The sequence below is a fragment of the Tardiphaga sp. 862_B3_N4_1 genome, from assembly GCF_051811085.1.
GTDB classification, from domain to species: domain Bacteria; phylum Pseudomonadota; class Alphaproteobacteria; order Rhizobiales; family Xanthobacteraceae; genus Tardiphaga; species Tardiphaga robiniae.
Genome location: NZ_JBPWQB010000001.1, coordinates 2,450,089 through 2,465,924, shown reverse-complemented (window position 1 = coordinate 2,465,924; position 15,836 = coordinate 2,450,089). Strand labels below are relative to the sequence as shown.

The window sequence follows — 15,836 nt, the reverse complement described above, 5'->3', positions numbered from 1 at the left end:
CAGCACTAAAAAAGCCGCCCGGTTTTGCCGGGCGGCTTTTCGTTGTTGCGTTGAGAGCGCTTAGTCGTTGCCGAGGACGCGTGACCACCAGCCGGCTTTACGCGGCTGGCTTTCGACCGCGGGGGCCGGTGCAGCGGCAGGAGCAGGTGCCGGCTCCGGGGCTGTAGCGACGGGCGCTGCCGCGGGCTGTGGCTCCGGAGATGTCGAACCGAAGTTGACCTTTTCGCGGACCGTCGAGCGGCGGCGGGCTGCGGCTTTGTCATCTTCCTGCGGTGCCGCGGCTTCCTGCACGGGGGTAGGTGCTGCGACGGGAGCAGGAGCGACCGGCGTCGGCTCGGGCACGGCTGGAGCGAACATTGGCACGGCGTTGTGACGGCTCTGTTCGGCCTCTGGCTGTGGGGCTGCATAGGACGTCACGGTGTCTGAAGCTGCGTACTGGTGCGGCTGTGCGTCGTGGCGCGTGTCCTGACCTTCGAGATCGGCCACGGCATCGCTGGCTTCCGAGGTCTGCGTCGGTCCGAGTTCATCGGAGATCGATCCGGCCAGACCTTCGTCGTTACCACCACGCCGGCGGCGTCCGCCGCGACGGCCACGGCGACGCGGGCGACGCTCGCCATCGGCCGGCTGATCGGCACGGGCCTCACGAGGCTGATCGTCGGCCTCGTCGTCTTCACCTTCGCTGTCGTCGCCAACGGTTTCGACGTTACCTTCGACCGTGCCTTCAGCGGCGTTCTGGAGATCTCCGCCCTCGCGACCGGGAGCGCCGCCTTCGCGGGTTTCACCGGAGCGACCACGACGGCGCCGACGGCGCTTGCGCTTGCGCCCATCGCTGTCTGTATCACCGGTGGCGCTTTCACTCGAGGTCTCGTCGTCGGTGAGACCTTCGGTCTCCTCGGTTTCGATTTCGGCTTCCGTCTCGAACAGATCTTCGTCGTCGAAGGGTTCTTCTTCCAGCGGCGGCGGGAAGGCTGCGACCTGAGCCGCGAGAAGTGCCTTGGCGGCTTCCAGCGTGTGGACCTGTTCGCCGCGGTCGATCACGAAGGACTGCTGACCGCTGACATTCGGATCGGCGATGACGGCGAGGGTCACCTTGAAGCTGTTTTCGAGATCGCGCAGATGGCCACGCTTGTGGTTCAGCACATAGAGCGCGACATCGGTGCGGGTGCGCACGATCAGGTTATGCGTGGCGCCCTTCATCAGGATTTCTTCGAGGCCGCGCAGCAACTGCAGGGCCACCGACGACACCGAACGAACGTGACCGCTGCCACCGCAATGCGGGCAGATATCCGTGGAGCTTTCCAGCACGCTGGCGCGGATGCGCTGGCGCGACATTTCGAGCAGGCCGAAATGCGAGATGCGGCCGACCTGAATGCGCGCGCGATCCTGGCGCAGGCAGTCGCTCATCTTGCGTTCGACAGCGCGGTTATTGCGCTTCTCGTCCATGTCGATGAAGTCGATCACGATCAGACCGGCGAGATCGCGCAGGCGCAGCTGACGCGCGACTTCCTCGGCGGCTTCGAGATTGGTCTTTAGCGCGGTGTCTTCGATGTGGTGTTCGCGGGTCGAACGGCCCGAGTTCACGTCGATCGAGACCAGAGCTTCGGTCTGGTTGATGACGATATAGCCACCGGAGCGCAGTTGCACGGTCGGCGAGAACATTGCGTCCAACTGGCTCTCGACGCCCATGCGCGAGAATAGCGGCTGGCCGTCGCGATATTGTTTCACCGCGCGCACATTGCTCGGCATCAACATGTGCATGAAGTCGCGTGCTTCCTGATAGCCGGCTTCGCCAGCGACCTGAATTTCGTCGATTTCCTTGTTGTAGAGGTCGCGCAGCGAACGCTTGATCAGCGAGCCTTCCTCGTAGACGAGGGTCGGGGCCTGCGACTTCAGCGTCATGTCGCGGACGGTTTCCCACATCCGGATCAGGTATTCGAAGTCGCGCTTGATTTCCGGTTTGGTGCGCGAGGCCCCGGCGGTGCGCAGGATGATCCCCATGCCTTCCGGCACGTCGAGGTCCGACACCACTTCCTTGAGACGCGAACGATCCTGTGCCGAGGTGATCTTGCGCGAGATGCCGCCGCCACGGGCAGTGTTCGGCATCAGCACGGCGTAGCGGCCGGCGAGCGACAGGTAGGTGGTCAGCGCAGCGCCCTTGTTGCCGCGCTCTTCCTTGACGACCTGTACCAGCATGACCTGGCGACGCTTGATGACTTCCTGGATCTTGTACTGGCGACGCGGACGGAAGGCTCGCTCGGGCACTTCCTCGAGAACGTCGTCACCGCCGACGGATTCGACCTGATCCTCTTCGGCCTCTTCCTCGCCGTCGTCTTCGTCTTCCTCGTCGTCGTCGTGTTCGTCGCTGTCAGCGGCAGCGGTGTGCTCACCCTCGGCGCGCTCTTCGTGGTGAACGTCCTCGGCATGCGCCGCGTTCTCTTCGGCGTGAGCGGCCTGAATCTGTTCGTCATGCGCGTGATCATTATGCGCTTCGGCGGCGACTGGCGCCGGCGTCTCCGCAACGGCTTCGACCGGTGCAGGCGAGAAGCCTGCCGAAACAGGCTGTTCGGTCACAGGCTCCGATGCAACGACCTCGGACACGACGACCTCGGGAGCCGCAGCTTCGGCAGCGACGCTCTCGGACGCGACCGGTGCGGTGGCATGATCGTGGTGATCATGGTCGTGCGCATGATCGCCTGCGGCGTGCTCATGCGCGTGGGTATGCTCGTGACCGTCATGGTCATGATGGTCGTGATCGGCAGCGTGGTGCCCGTCATCATGGGCATGATCATGAGGATGGCTGTGGACCTCGAAGGCCGGATCGCGCGGCTGTTCGGCCTGCGACGGATCGATCGCTGTCGTATCGACGACATCGCTCTGCACCCGCTCGCCACGGTCGCGGCGACGGGAGTTGCGATGACGCGAGCGCTTACGGTTGGAGCGGTTTTCGGTCTCTTCCTCAGCTTCGCGATGGGCCCGTTCATCCGCCTCGATCAGCGCCTGACGGTCGGCGACCGGGATCTGGTAATAGTCCGGATGGATTTCGCTGAAAGCGAGAAAGCCGTGGCGGTTGCCACCGTATTCGATGAACGCGGCCTGCAGCGACGGTTCGACGCGCGTGACCTTGGCGAGGTAGATATTGCCGCGGAGCTGCTTGCGCTGCGCAGTCTCGAAATCAAACTCTTCGACGCGATTGCCGCGAACCACGACGACCCGGGTCTCTTCCGGGTGGGTCGCATCGATCAACATTTTGTTTGGCATTTGGAAGCTCATGGAGGCGGACGGCGTGCGTGGCGGCAAGCGCGTATCGCGCAGCCGGGTGACGCAACGGTCCACCTGATTCGGGGGTGAGGGGAAGGCCGAAACACAGCCCTGAACGCCGTGCCGATCGCGAGGTCAGTGCGGGGCGACGCGCGAGGCTTGGGCCTCGCATCGGCATAGTTCCCACCTGGGTCTCGGTCGGCATCACAGTCTGGCGCATCAAGCGTCGGCCCGTCTGAACATCTTGGCGGCAAAGGCGCCGCCTTTTGCTGACGTCCGGCGCGCCGCAGAACGCGGTCACCGGCTGTCGCATACTCCGCCCGTAAGGCCGGAATAATCGGTCATGAAGTGTCTAAAGCCGCCCCGGGAGCGAGAAAGGACCTGGGACCGGACACCGCCTGGGCTAAGACCGCCTCTCTGGGCAACCGCGCGCTGCGCTGGTTGTAGAGAGGAGGCCGGAAAACGCTGGATCCACCGATAGATGGTCGGGGGAACGAGCGTTGCACCGGGAGGCTGAACGCGACACAACCGGGAGTTAAACCGTCAGCTCTTCGTACATACGAGGAATGGGGGTCGCATGCAAGGGAAGCGTCACAAGGCTGCAACACTCAGGCTTATTCGATATGGCCGACTTAAGCTCTGGTTAACCCTGCAATCCTATTGGGTTAATGAGGGGCTGCTTCGGAGGCAGTGGATTCGTTGACGAGCCGCGCAAACCACATCGTCAGGCTGGCCACGGTGCTCTTCAGTGCCGGTTTTGGACTGTTTTGGTGCCCGAACTCCGCCCAGGCCGCCGGCGAGGCGCCACGCGCGGAAGTCGAGGGCGTTTTTCCGATCGCCTCCGACGTGCGGATCGCCGGTGACGAGAAACAGACCCGTTTCATTCTCGATCTCGACCGGAAGATCCCGCTGCGTGCCTTTGCGCTGGCTGACCCATATCGGGTGGTCATCGATCTTCCCCAGGTCAATTTCCATCTCGATCCCGGCGCCGGGACGGTCTCCCGCGGCCTGATCAAGGCGTTCCGCTACGGTCTGGTGATGCCGGGCGGGTCGCGCATGGTGTTTGACCTGACCGGACCGGCCAAGATCAAGAATTCCTACGCGCTCGATCCCGCTAACGGGCAGCCGGCGCGGATGGTGATCGAACTCGAATCGGTCGATCGCACCACATTCGTACAGGCGCTGGCGGTTGAGAATCGCCCGGATCTGCGACCGGCCGTCGGAACGACTGCTGCGGCGTCTCCGGTTGCCACCAAGGTGGTCGCCAGCGCGGTGCCCGATGCCGCGCCGGACGCCCGTCCAGTCATCGTGATCGATCCCGGTCATGGCGGTATCGACAACGGCACCCAGGCCGGCGGCGAGAGCGAGAAGGGGATCGTGCTGGGTTTCGGTCTGGCCCTGCGTGACCGTCTGGAGAAGCTTGGCAAATACCGCATCGTCATGACCCGCGCCGACGATACGTTCATCCCCCTGGATGAACGGGTGAAGGTGGCGCGCAACCAGTCGGCTGCCTTGTTTGTCTCCATCCATGCCGACGCATTGCCGCGAGGCGAGGGGGATGCGCAGGGCGCCACCGTTTACACACTGTCTGACAAGGCCTCCGACGCGGAGGCGGAGCGGCTGGCAGACTCGGAAAACAAGGCCGACGCCATCGCCGGCGTCAATCTGACGGAAGAGCCAACCGACGTTGCCGACATTCTGATCGACTTGGCGCAGCGCGAAACCCGGACCTTCTCAAACCGCTTTGCCCGGCTGGTGGTGGGCGAGATGAAGACCACGGCGCGGATGCATAAGCATCCCCTGAAATCGGCAGGTTTCCGCGTCCTCAAGGCCCCGGACGTCCCCTCAGTGCTGATCGAATTGGGTTACGTGTCCAACAAGGACGATCTCCAGCAGCTGATGTCCGAGAACTGGCGCTCCAAGACCGTCGGGGCGGTCGCCAAGGCGATCGACGGGTTCTTCTCCAAGCGGATGGTCTCTGCCGGCCCGGGAAACTGACGACCGGAACTGAAAATGACAAATCTTTCAGTACGAAAGCCCCGGCCTTCAGTATGAAAGCCCTAGTTTGGCCACAGCAGGCGCTCTATAAAAATTTCCGGGCGGCTGTCAGAATCGGTCAAGACTGACGGCCATTTTGGGTTGTCTCCTTGCTGATTTTTGCCGCGGGACTTTTTGCTGACTTCACGCCCATAGGGCTGCCGTATGCTATATTGCGGCACAGCGATTGAAACGGATCGTCGATAATGCGTCTGCTGGTGCGGTTTATGGGTTTCTTGTTCGCCGCAGGAACCGTGGTGTTCCTGGTGGGCGTCGCCGCCGCAGCCGGGCTGATCTGGCATTATTCCAAGGACTTACCCGATTATTCGCAGCTTCAGGATTATGAGCCGCCGGTGATGACGCGCGTCCATGCGGCGGACGGTGCACTGCTTGGCGAATACTCCAAGGAGCGCCGGCTCTATCTGCCGATTCAAGCCGTGCCGAAGCTGGTGATCAACGCTTTCCTCGCGGCCGAAGACAAGAATTTCTACGAGCATGGCGGCCTCGATTATTCGGGCATGGCGCGCGCAATGGTGCTTTACGCGCAGAACCTTGGCTCCAACCGCCGGCCGCAGGGCGCATCGACGATCACGCAGCAGGTTGCGAAGAACTTCCTTCTGACCAACGAGGTCTCCTTCACCCGCAAGATCAAGGAAGCCTTGCTGGCGATGCGCATCGAGCGCACCTATTCGAAGGACAAGATTCTCGAATTGTATCTCAACGAAATCTATCTCGGCCTCGGTGCCTATGGCATCGCCGCCGCCTCGCTGGTCTATTTCGACAAGTCGGTGAACGAACTGACCGTGTCGGAAGCGGCGTATCTCGCAGCTTTGCCGAAGGCGCCGTCGTCGCTGCATCCGATCAAGAACCGCGACCGTGCCATCGAGCGCCGCAACTATGTGGTTGATCGTCTGCTGGAGAACGGCTGGATCAAGCAGGCCGATGCCGACAAGGCGCGCAAGGAGACGCTGAGCGTCACCGGCCGCAACAGTTCGGGTCACATCTTTGCCGGCGAGTATTTTGCCGAGGAAGTGCGCCGCGACATCCTGGAACGCTACGGCGAAAAGAAACTCTATGAGGGCGGCCTGTCGGTCCGTACCACACTGGATCCCAAGCTGCAGGTCATGGCGCGCAAGACCATGACCAACGGCCTGATCAATTTCGACGAGGTGCGTGGCTGGCGCGGGGCGACCAACAAGATCGATATTTCCGGTGACTGGGGCGTGAAGCTCGCCGAGGTCAAAGCGCTGTCCGACATCGCGCCGTGGAAGCTCGCTGTCGTGCTGGATGTCAGTGATCAGTCGGCGCGGATCGGCTTTCAGCCGGGCCGTGAACTCGGCGGTGCCGTGCTCAAGGATCGCCAGACCGGCATCCTCACGTTGGATGGCGTGCGCTGGGCCAAACCCGCCGCCGGCCCGACAAAGGGCAAAACACCGACGGCCGTGTCGCAGGTTTTGGCCGCGGGCGACGTCATCTATGTCGATCCGCTCACAAACAAGGACGGCTCGGTCGTCGAAGGCCAGTTCCGGCTGCGGCAGTATCCGGAAGTGTCCGGCGCCATGGTTGCGATGGATCCTTTGACCGGACGTGTGCTCGCCATGGTCGGCGGCTTCTCGTTCGACCAGAGCCAGTTCAACCGCGCCACGCAGGCCTATCGTCAGCCCGGCTCATCCTTCAAGCCGCTGGTCTATTCGGCAGCGATGGACAATGGCTACACGCCGTCCACCGTCGTGGTCGACGCGCCGATCGAGATCGATCAAGGGCAGGGCGCCGGGGTGTGGCGTCCGGAAAACTATTCGACCGGCAAGTATTACGGCCCGGTGACGCTGCGTAATGCATTGATGCGCTCGCTGAACACCGTGACAGTGCGACTGGCGCAGGACGTCGGCATGCCGCTGATCGGCGAATATGCCAAGCGATTCGGCGTCTATGATGAATTGCCGAACTATCTCTCCTATGCGCTCGGCGCCGGTGAAACGACCGTCATGCGGATGGTGACGGCCTACTCGATGTTCGCCAATGGCGGTCGCCGCGTGAAGTCGACGCTGATCGACCGTATTCAGGACCGCTACGGGCATACGATTTTCAAGCATGACCAGCGCGAATGCCGCGGCTGCGACGCGCCGGAGGGTTGGAAGAACCAGGCCGAGCCGCAGCTCGTCGATCGCCGCGAGCAGGTGCTCGACGCCATGACCGCCTACCAGATCACCTCGATGATGGAAGGCGTCGTGCAGGGCGGCACGGCGACTGTGCTCCGCGAAGTCGGCAAGCCTATCGCCGGCAAGACCGGCACGACCAATGACGAGAAGGATGCCTGGTTCATCGGCTTCTCGCCTGACGTCGTGGTCGGTATCTATGTCGGTTACGACAAGCCCCGGAACCTCGGCAACAAGGCCACCGGCGGTGCGCTGGCTGCGCCGATTGCGAAGGACTTCATGAAGCTTGCGCTCGCCGACAAGCCGGCCGTGCCGTTCCGCGTGCCTGCCGGCATCAAGCTGATCCGCGTCGACGCCAAGTCGGGCATGCGCGCCGGACCGGGCGATGGCGGCCGCACCATCCTCGAGGCCTTCAAGCCCGGCACGGCGCCGCCGGACAACTATTCTGTGATCGGTGTCGCCGATGCCGATGGTCGTTCGCTCTCGGTGTCGCCGGAAACCGACCGCAGTTTCATGCGACCGGGAACGGGCGGGCTGTATTGAGGCTCATCTGACCCCACAGCAGATCCTTGCGGATTGCGCTTTGCCGCGCACGCCGCTACATCCCGATCACCATTCGTATTGCGGCTGATGCCGCCAGATCAGAGTTTCCATGCGCGCTGAAATCGAACGCCTCGTAGAAGAGATCAAGCAGTCAGTCGGGCTGCTGAGGAGGCATCTTTGACGTCGATGCATCCACGGCACGACTTGCAGAGCTGAACGCTCTCGCCGAAGATCCCAATCTCTGGAACGACCCCCAAAAGGCCCAGCGCCTGATGCAGGAGCGCACCTCGCTTGAGGACTCGCTTCAAGGCATCGGCAAGGTCACGCGTGAACTCGACGACAACGTCGAGATGATCGAACTCGGCGAGGCCGAGGGCGACCAGAGCGTCGTGACGGAAGCCGAGAATGCGCTCAAGGCGCTGAAGAAAGAGGTCGCGCGCCGCGAGCTGGAAGCGCTACTCTCTGGCGAGGCCGATCGCTTCGACACCTATCTCGAAGTCCATGCCGGCGCCGGCGGCACCGAGAGCCAGGACTGGGCCTCGATGCTGCTGCGCATGTATACGCGCTGGGCTGAAAAGCACGGTTTCAAGATCGAGTATCTCGAAGAGACGCAGGGTGAAGAAGCCGGCATCAAATCGGCGACGATCCAGATCTCCGGCCACAACGCCTATGGCTGGCTGAAGACCGAAGGCGGCGTGCATCGTCTGGTGCGTATCTCGCCTTACGACTCCAATGCCCGTCGTCACACCTCGTTCTCGAGCGTCGCGATCTTTCCGGTCGTGGACGACAGCATCAAGATCGACATCAACGAATCCGATGTACGCGTCGATACGATGCGCTCGGGCGGCGCCGGCGGTCAGCACGTCAACAAGACGGAATCTGCCGTACGTCTGACGCATATTCCGAGCGGTGTGGCCGTGGTTTGTCAGGCCGGCCGTTCGCAGCACAAGAACAAGGCCCAGGCCTGGGACATGCTGCGCGCGCGTCTCTACGAGATCGAGCTGAAGAAGCGCGAGGAGAAGGCCGCTGCCGATCAGGCTGCCAAGACCGATATCGGCTGGGGTCACCAGATCCGCTCTTACGTGCTGCAGCCCTATCAGATGGTGAAGGATCTGCGCACCGGCGTGCAGACGTCGGATACCTCCGGCGTGCTCGACGGCGACCTTGACGAGTTCATGGCGGCGACACTGGCGCAGCGCGCCTTCGGCACCTCGCCAGGTGCCATCGACGACGTGGATTAAGCCATGCCCCAAGTTTTGCCCCATGTTGCGTTCATCGGTTTGGGACGCATGGGGCACGGCATGGCCGGCCGCTATCTCGAAGCTGGTTTCAGCGTTGCCGTCTGGAATCGGAGCAGGGCGAAAGCAGAAGATCTGATCGCACGTGGCGCACGCTGGGCAGCTTCGCCGGCGGATGCAGCCGAAGGCGCCGATGCCATCGTCACGATGGTCGCCGATGACGAGTCTTCACAGACTGTGTGGCTCGGCACTGATGGTGCCGGGCGAACCGCGGAGGCGGGCGCGCTGGCGATCGAATGTTCGACGGTGTCGCACCAGCATGCGCTCGATCTTGCGAAAGTGCTGCAGGAACGCGGGCTGACCTACATCGATTGCCCTGTCACTGGTCTGCCGGATGCGGCTGCGAGCGGCAAGCTCACGCTGCTGGTCGGCGCGGATACTGCGGACCTCGACAAGGCCCGGCCGTTTCTGGCGCCGATCGGATCGACGATCCGGCATTTCGGCCCCATCGGATCGGGTACAGTTTACAAGCTGATCAACAACCTGATGGGCGCGATCCATATAGCTGGGCTCGCCGAAGGTCTGGCCATTGCAGAACATGCCGGGCTGGACATGAAGCTGGTGTTGGAGTCCATCGCGAGCGGCGTCGCGGCAAGCCCACAGGTGCTGCGACATGCGCCGCGAATGGTGGCGCGCGATTATTCAGGCGCATCCTTCACCGCTGCACTGCGGAATAAGGATGCGGCCTATGCGGTGAGATTGGCGGAGCAGCTTTTGCAGGCGAGGCCCCTGGTCGGCGCAGCGGCTGTTGAAGCCTATGAAAAGGCGAAGGCTTTCGCGCCAGACGATGACGAAGCCAAAATGATCGAGCTCATCTCGCAACCGAGAGACGGCTGAGTAAGCTAACCCGCCCGCCAAAGTCTGCGGCGTCTTGAAACAGTCGCGTCGCTGCGCGGCCGCTTCCGTTCTTCTTGTCACCCGATATCATCCGCGTGCCGGAACTCAACATCCGGCGCTGGCTTATCCTGACGCCGCATGTCGCGGTGTCATGAATTCAACGGGGTGTGGGGCATGAAGAAGATCATTCCAATTCTTGCTGTTGGCGTTGCATTGATGCTGGGCGCCTGCGGCCGCGATCCCGGACCAGCAGGTCCGAAGGGCGAAACCGGCGCGCAGGGGCCGGCCGGCCCGCAGGGTGCGCAAGGCGTTCAGGGCATTCCCGGCGCGCAGGGACAGGCGGGTGCACAGGGACCGCAAGGTCCGCAGGGTACGCCCGGCGCCAAGGGTGACAAGGGTGATGTAGCACCAGTGAGCTTCCGCGCGGTGCAGGCAGATGGCGCGATTAGCTGCGAGGCGACAGAGACGCTGGTGTCCGTTGTCTGCCCGAGTGGCGGTGCACCTGATGGCACCAAGTGCACCACGACGCCAACCGTTGGTCTCTGCCTGAAGAAGTAATCGTGTGGCAGATTGAAATCGGCTGCTAGCCAACAGGTCCCTCGCTCGCAGGTGAGCGGGGGCCTTCAAACTTGCGGACGCGTGCTAGGCCTTGCCGTCGCTGCGTCGTCCGTAACTCGGAGGCACCGAAATCACGAGGTAGTATTCACACCGGCGCGCGGTCTTGTTCTCGAACCAGTGCTCGACATCGACTTCGAAATACAGCGAGTCACCCTCGTCCAGAACCGTCTCGGTATCCTTGGTGCGCACGGTGACGCGTCCGTGCGTGGCAAGGACGTGTTTGGATGTGCCCTGCGGGTAGGCGGGCAATTTGCCGGTCGAGGTTTTCGGGGGCAGGTGATGCAGGACGACTTCCACTGCCATGCCGGCCATGACGGGCGACAGCAGGAAGCGCTCGAAGCCCGTCTTTGAATCGCGAAAGATCTGGCGTTGATCCTTGCGCACCACAGCGAAGGCCCGGCGCGGCGCGTCGTCGTCGCCCATCAGCGTCGAGAACGATGTTTCCAGAGCCAGCGCGATACGTCGCGCGACCCCGATCGTCGGGCTCTTCTCGCCGCGCTCGACTTTCGACAGCATCGCCCGACTGACACCGGACTGCTTGGAGAACTGCTCCAGGGTCAGGTTGGCCTGTTCACGCAATATGCGAACCCGATCGCCGAATGCGCGACTGACGGGGTCTTCGCGAACGACCTTCCGCGTCGCCGGTTTCGCCATATCGGGTGCTGCTCCAATGTCATTCGCGGATGTAATCCGCCGGTGATTCCATCTTAGGCGCCGTTGCTCGCCATGTCACATCCTGCTGCGGCAGATGACCGCGTGCGTCTTCTAAAGAATAAATAGCCGGGATGATCAGCTTGCCAAAATCTTCTATCGAAGATAGGTGTATCTTTAGAAGATGCCGGCGATCCATTCGCCGGACAAGCAGACATATCAGGAGGAAGAATGCACCTTGTTACTTTCCTGCATGAGGGCCGGGCCACGGTCGGCATTGCAGATCAGGCGCTCACTCAGGTCTCGCCGCTGCCGCGCGACGTTGCCCCCGATATGATTGCGCTAATTGCCAATTTCGATAGCCTGAAGGGTACGCTTACCGCTTCAGCGGGCGCGCCCCTTCCTATCGCCAGCGTCGAGCTTCTTGCGCCAATCCCGCGCCCGGCACGCAACGTGTTTTGCGTTGGCAAGAACTACCATGAGCACGCGAAGGAATTCGCGGGTAGTGGTTTCGACTCCTCGGCAAAGGAAGTCGTGCCGGAAGCGCCAGTCATCTTCACGAAGCCGTCGAGCACGGTGATCGGTTCCGGCAAGTCGATTCCGAATTATCTCGATCCGACCGACAGCACCGACTACGAAGGCGAGCTGACGGTCGTCATCGGGCGTGGCGGCCGCGGCATCAAGAAGCAAGACGCGCTGGCGCATGTGTTCGGTTACACGATCATCAATGACGTCACGGCACGCACGCTGCAGCACAAGCATCGCCAGTGGTTCATCGGCAAGGGCATCGACGGTTTCTGCCCGATGGGTCCCGCGATCCTAACTGCTGACGAGATGCCCGACCCGACGAAAATGCGACTGACGACATCCGTCAACGGCGAAAAGCGCCAGGATGCGTCGGTGACCGATCTCATCTTCGACATTCCGACGCTGATCGAGACGCTCTCGGCAGGGATCACGCTGGAGCCGGGCGATCTGATCGCGACCGGAACGCCGGCCGGCGTCGGCCTCGGCTTCACGCCGCCGCGCTTCCTGAAGAAGGGCGACGTGGTTACGATCGAGGTCAGCGGCATCGGCAAACTCGAAAACCCGGTCGGCTGATTAAGCCTACATCGGTTGCGGTTTTGATGAAGAGGCGCGGGGCATCATCTGCCCCACGCTCAATTCTGCGAGCTTCAACAACTTAGAGCTTTGAAAGAGCTCCAGGGCGCGCAGGCGCTGTCTCCCGAGATGGCGCGTCGTCCCCTGGATGCGACTGAAACCAATGCGTTGCTCAAAAACAAACGGGAGACAAGTATGAAACGTCGTGACTTCATTGCAGGCCTCGGGGGCCTGTCGACGCTCGCTTTGACCGGTCAGGGTGTACGCGCGCAGGAAGCCTGGCCAAGCCGCAACATCACCATGGTCGTGCCATTTCCGGCTGGCGGGCAGGCCGATATCGCCGCGCGTCCGGTCGCAAGCTATATGCAGAAGGTGCTCGGCAAGCCGGTCATCATCGACAACCGCAGCGGCGCCGGCGGCTCGCTCGGCAACGCGACCGTTGCCCGCGCCCAGCCTGACGGGCACACGCTGCTGATGACGCTGTCGTCGCTTGCGGTTCTGCCCGAGTCGGATCGCATCTATGATCGGCCAGTCGCCTATGAGGTCGACCAACTGCAGCCTGTCGCGCGCGTGCTTGCGGATCCGACCCTGTTCGCCGTGCCGGCCAGTGCGCCGTGGAAAACGATTCAGGAATTCGTTGCTGACGCCAAGGCGCGTCCCGGAGCGATATCATACGGATCGTCGGGCCCGTTCGGTACGCTGCACGTCTCGATGGAGATGTTCGCGATCGCCGCCGGCATCAAGCTGCTTCACGTGCCGTATCGTGGTGCGACGCCTGCGATCAGCGATCTCCTGGGCGGGCAAATCCAGGCGCTGGCCTCGGCGCCGGGTACACTCAAGCAACATGTGGATGCCGGGACATTGCGTGTTCTCGCAAATTTCGGCGGCGAACGCCTCGCTGCCTTCCCGAATCTGCCGACGTTCAAGGAACTGGGCTATCCTGATGTCGAGTTCTACATCTGGGCCGGGCTGTTCGCGCCGAAGGGAATGCCCGCACCGGTCTTGACCAAATTGCGCGAGACCATGAAGCAGGCGATGAGCGATCCGGAAGTCACGAAGACATTCGAGGCCGCCGGCAACATGCCCGCCTATCAGGACTCGGAAGAGTTCGCGGCATTCGTGGCCAAGGACAGCGCGCGTCTGGTTGTCGTCGCAAGGAAGATCGGCAAGGTCTAACTGCGGCTGCGCGTCCACTCCGACAGCCAGGCCGTGAAGCGGCCGCCGTCGCGGGTGCCGCCATGCCAGGCGGCAGTCACCTGACCGTCGTTTGCAACCATCAGCACCACGTCGAGACCCGCCGAACGGCGCAGGGTCTCGACGGCCTGCTGCGGCGTCTGTGCGATAGGGCCAGCGACGTTGAATGAGGTATTCACCGACAACTCGACGCCGATATGGCGACCGAGCGCCTTGAGATAGGCATGAGTGAGCGGATCATCCTCGGCGCGGACGATCTGGATACGTCCGGTGCCGTCGGCATGGATCACGGCCGGAATTCTCTCCCGCGCATGCGGCTTCGATTGTGCCGTCAGCACCATGTAGTTATAGGCGTTGTAATCCGCGTCGGACGCGCCCTCCAGCAAATCGAAATACTCGTGCGCCGCGTCAAGCGTCGCCATCGGCGCCAGGGGGCGGATCGCCTCGCGATATTTCACGCGTTCATTGAGCCGTTCGCGCGTGCCGGCGTCGCAGGGGTTGGCGAGGATCGAGCGATGGCCGAGCGCACGTGGGCCGGTCTCCGCCGCGCCCTGATAGAGGGCGATGATGCCGCTCTGCGCGACCACGAAGGCCATCAGGTCGGCAATTGCATCGCAACCCTCAGGCGTTGAGATATTGCCGATCGTCTGTGTCTTGATGTTGTCAGCCTGCAGTGCCGCGGTGATGTCGCCCTGCGTCGGCGCGTCGCCGCAATAGAACGCGTGCGTCATCGGGGCACCGCGCGGCGCAGCGATGAGATGCGCAAACATCCAGGCCGCGCCGATGGTCACGCCGGGGTCGCCGGGGGTCGGTGGAATCCACAGATGCAGTCGTTTCGCGCGACCTTGCGCCTTCTGGAACCATGCTTCGTCGAAATGCTGCAGCAGTCGCATGTTGCCGAGCGCGTTCAGTGCCACGCCTCCGGTCAGCACCAGCCGATGCGCGCCGGTGGTACGCAGCAGGCCGCCGACGACGTGGATCATCGCATCCTCGAACACGAGTTGCGTGGCAGCGGCCTTGTCGAGGCGATCCTGCGTATCCGGTTGGTGCTGGATGTCCTCGACGCGCAGTACGGCGTCGGGATTCCAGAGCTGGTCTGGTTTGAGTGGCTCGCCGAGAATCTTGATCAATGCGGACTTATAAGGCCCCTCGAATGGGTCGCAGTACCAGTTGCCCATGGCGCGGTTGAGCTGGATCTCACCATTTGCACCGAAATGCAGCACCTCGCGCAAGCGTGCGTAATACGGATTGCTGGCGCGATCCATGTCGCCCCAGGCGGCCGCGCCCATATAGCGGCCCTCGCTGGAGAGCCAAGTCCAGCCGCCCTGTGTCGACGAGATGACGCTGTAGAACGCACCCAAGGAGTCGAAGACGCTATTATTGCAATAGAGCCGCTGCATCTCGCCATGCTTGGCGACATATAGGGAGACCGAGCCCAGATCCCCTGTACCATCCAGCACGGCGATCGCGACCGGTTCGTCATCGGGGAAGGGCGATACGGCAAAGGAGAACCAGGCGTGGTTGTCGTGATGGGGCACCATCAGCAGCGGGACACGCGCGGGCAGGCCGAATTGCTTGCGGAGCAGCTTCGGGGTCCGCGTCATCTGCTCGAGGCGCCGTGCGTCGAAGCTGACGGAGTTCTTGGTGCGCAGCAGCTTCAATCCGTCGGGCAGTTCTTCGACGATGCTTCGTACCAGCGTGCCGAGCAGATCAGGATAGTCCCAGGTCGTCAGCCAAGCATCGATATCGGGGACGTCACGGCCCATCGCCTGCAGCGTGACGCGCATCGCATCGAGTGCTGCGCGCGGATATTGCGTGGTGTGCTTGTCGCCCGAGAAGCGTTCTTCTTCGTTGTTGACGATGAGGCGCGGGCCGTGAGCCCGCGTGACTTCGACCAGCGCCACGCCCGAATTGTGCGTGCCGGGCAGTCCGAGGCCGGCGAGCAGAACCGTTTCGCCGCGCGCCAGCTTGGCGCGGAGCTCCGAGATGCGACGGACCGTAAAGTGGGAGTCGTTGGCATAAAATCCTGCCAGCGTCATCGCCCAGGTCGCGACCCGACGTGTGGCGCGGAAACAGAACCGGCCGAGGCGGGGGAAACGGGGACCGATGCGTCGGGGGGATTTCAACGGGCTGCCTCGGATTG

General features: G+C 62.7%; 10 protein-coding genes. 7 read left to right on the top strand and 3 right to left on the bottom strand.

Features of this window, described 5'->3' with window-relative positions; translation table 11 throughout:
* Window positions 1–60 precede the first annotated feature (60 nt).
* Window positions 61–3,258: an Rne/Rng family ribonuclease gene (locus AB8B02_RS11610; RefSeq protein WP_439063971.1), complete on the bottom strand. Its 3,198-nt coding sequence runs from the start codon at window positions 3,256–3,258 to the stop codon at window positions 61–63.
* A gap of 699 nt (window positions 3,259–3,957) precedes the next feature.
* Here AB8B02_RS11610 and AB8B02_RS11605 point away from each other — a divergent pair.
* From AB8B02_RS11605 to AB8B02_RS11585, 5 genes are all read left to right on the top strand, one after another.
* A complete protein-coding gene (locus tag AB8B02_RS11605; protein ID WP_439063970.1) occupies window positions 3,958–5,256 on the top strand; it encodes an N-acetylmuramoyl-L-alanine amidase in 1,299 nt (432 codons plus the stop codon).
* 245 nt (window positions 5,257–5,501) lie between these two features.
* Window positions 5,502–7,994, top strand: coding sequence for a penicillin-binding protein 1A (locus tag AB8B02_RS11600; protein ID WP_320444266.1), 2,493 nt, complete (start codon window positions 5,502–5,504; stop codon window positions 7,992–7,994).
* A 109-nt stretch (window positions 7,995–8,103) separates the two neighbouring features.
* Window positions 8,104–9,235 (top strand): peptide chain release factor 2 gene (gene prfB / locus AB8B02_RS11595; protein WP_120289384.1). Its coding sequence is split into 2 segments (ribosomal slippage): window positions 8,104–8,172 and window positions 8,174–9,235, totalling 1,131 coding nucleotides; the frame shifts between segments, so codons are not numbered across the junction.
* A 15-nt stretch (window positions 9,236–9,250) separates the two neighbouring features.
* Complete coding sequence (locus AB8B02_RS11590) at window positions 9,251–10,129, top strand: NAD(P)-dependent oxidoreductase (RefSeq protein WP_439064629.1); 879 nt, start codon at window positions 9,251–9,253, stop codon at window positions 10,127–10,129.
* 174 nt (window positions 10,130–10,303) lie between these two features.
* A complete protein-coding gene (locus tag AB8B02_RS11585) occupies window positions 10,304–10,687 on the top strand; it encodes a hypothetical protein (RefSeq protein ID WP_246297915.1) in 384 nt (127 codons plus the stop codon).
* An 84-nt stretch (window positions 10,688–10,771) separates the two neighbouring features.
* Here AB8B02_RS11585 and AB8B02_RS11580 read toward each other — a convergent pair whose 3' ends face one another.
* A complete protein-coding gene (locus tag AB8B02_RS11580) occupies window positions 10,772–11,401 on the bottom strand; it encodes a helix-turn-helix domain-containing protein (protein ID WP_089264128.1) in 630 nt (209 codons plus the stop codon).
* A gap of 228 nt (window positions 11,402–11,629) precedes the next feature.
* Between AB8B02_RS11580 and AB8B02_RS11575 the strand changes: the two genes are divergently transcribed.
* Complete coding sequence (locus AB8B02_RS11575; protein WP_093758407.1) at window positions 11,630–12,499, top strand: fumarylacetoacetate hydrolase family protein; 870 nt, start codon at window positions 11,630–11,632, stop codon at window positions 12,497–12,499.
* A 195-nt stretch (window positions 12,500–12,694) separates the two neighbouring features.
* Window positions 12,695–13,675 carry a tripartite tricarboxylate transporter substrate binding protein gene (locus AB8B02_RS11570; RefSeq protein ID WP_439063969.1) on the top strand — a complete coding sequence of 327 codons (981 nt, stop codon included), beginning with the start codon at window positions 12,695–12,697 and terminating at the stop codon, window positions 13,673–13,675.
* Here the strand turns inward: AB8B02_RS11570 and AB8B02_RS11565 are convergent.
* Window positions 13,672–15,819 carry a carbamoyltransferase C-terminal domain-containing protein gene (locus AB8B02_RS11565; RefSeq protein ID WP_439063968.1) on the bottom strand — a complete coding sequence of 716 codons (2,148 nt, stop codon included), beginning with the start codon at window positions 15,817–15,819 and terminating at the stop codon, window positions 13,672–13,674. The genes AB8B02_RS11570 and AB8B02_RS11565 overlap by 4 nt on opposite strands.
* Window positions 15,820–15,836: the final 17 nt, after the last annotated feature.

Coding starts and splice junctions, on each gene's coding strand:
- AB8B02_RS11575 (WP_093758407.1), top strand. CDS start 11,630: ATGCACCTTGTTACTTTCCTGCATGAGGGCCGGGCCACGGTCGGCATT.
- AB8B02_RS11580 (WP_089264128.1), bottom strand. CDS start 11,401: ATGGCGAAACCGGCGACGCGGAAGGTCGTTCGCGAAGACCCCGTCAGT.
- AB8B02_RS11610 (WP_439063971.1), bottom strand. CDS start 3,258: ATGCCAAACAAAATGTTGATCGATGCGACCCACCCGGAAGAGACCCGG.
- AB8B02_RS11570 (WP_439063969.1), top strand. CDS start 12,695: ATGAAACGTCGTGACTTCATTGCAGGCCTCGGGGGCCTGTCGACGCTC.
- AB8B02_RS11585 (WP_246297915.1), top strand. CDS start 10,304: ATGAAGAAGATCATTCCAATTCTTGCTGTTGGCGTTGCATTGATGCTG.
- AB8B02_RS11600 (WP_320444266.1), top strand. CDS start 5,502: ATGCGTCTGCTGGTGCGGTTTATGGGTTTCTTGTTCGCCGCAGGAACC.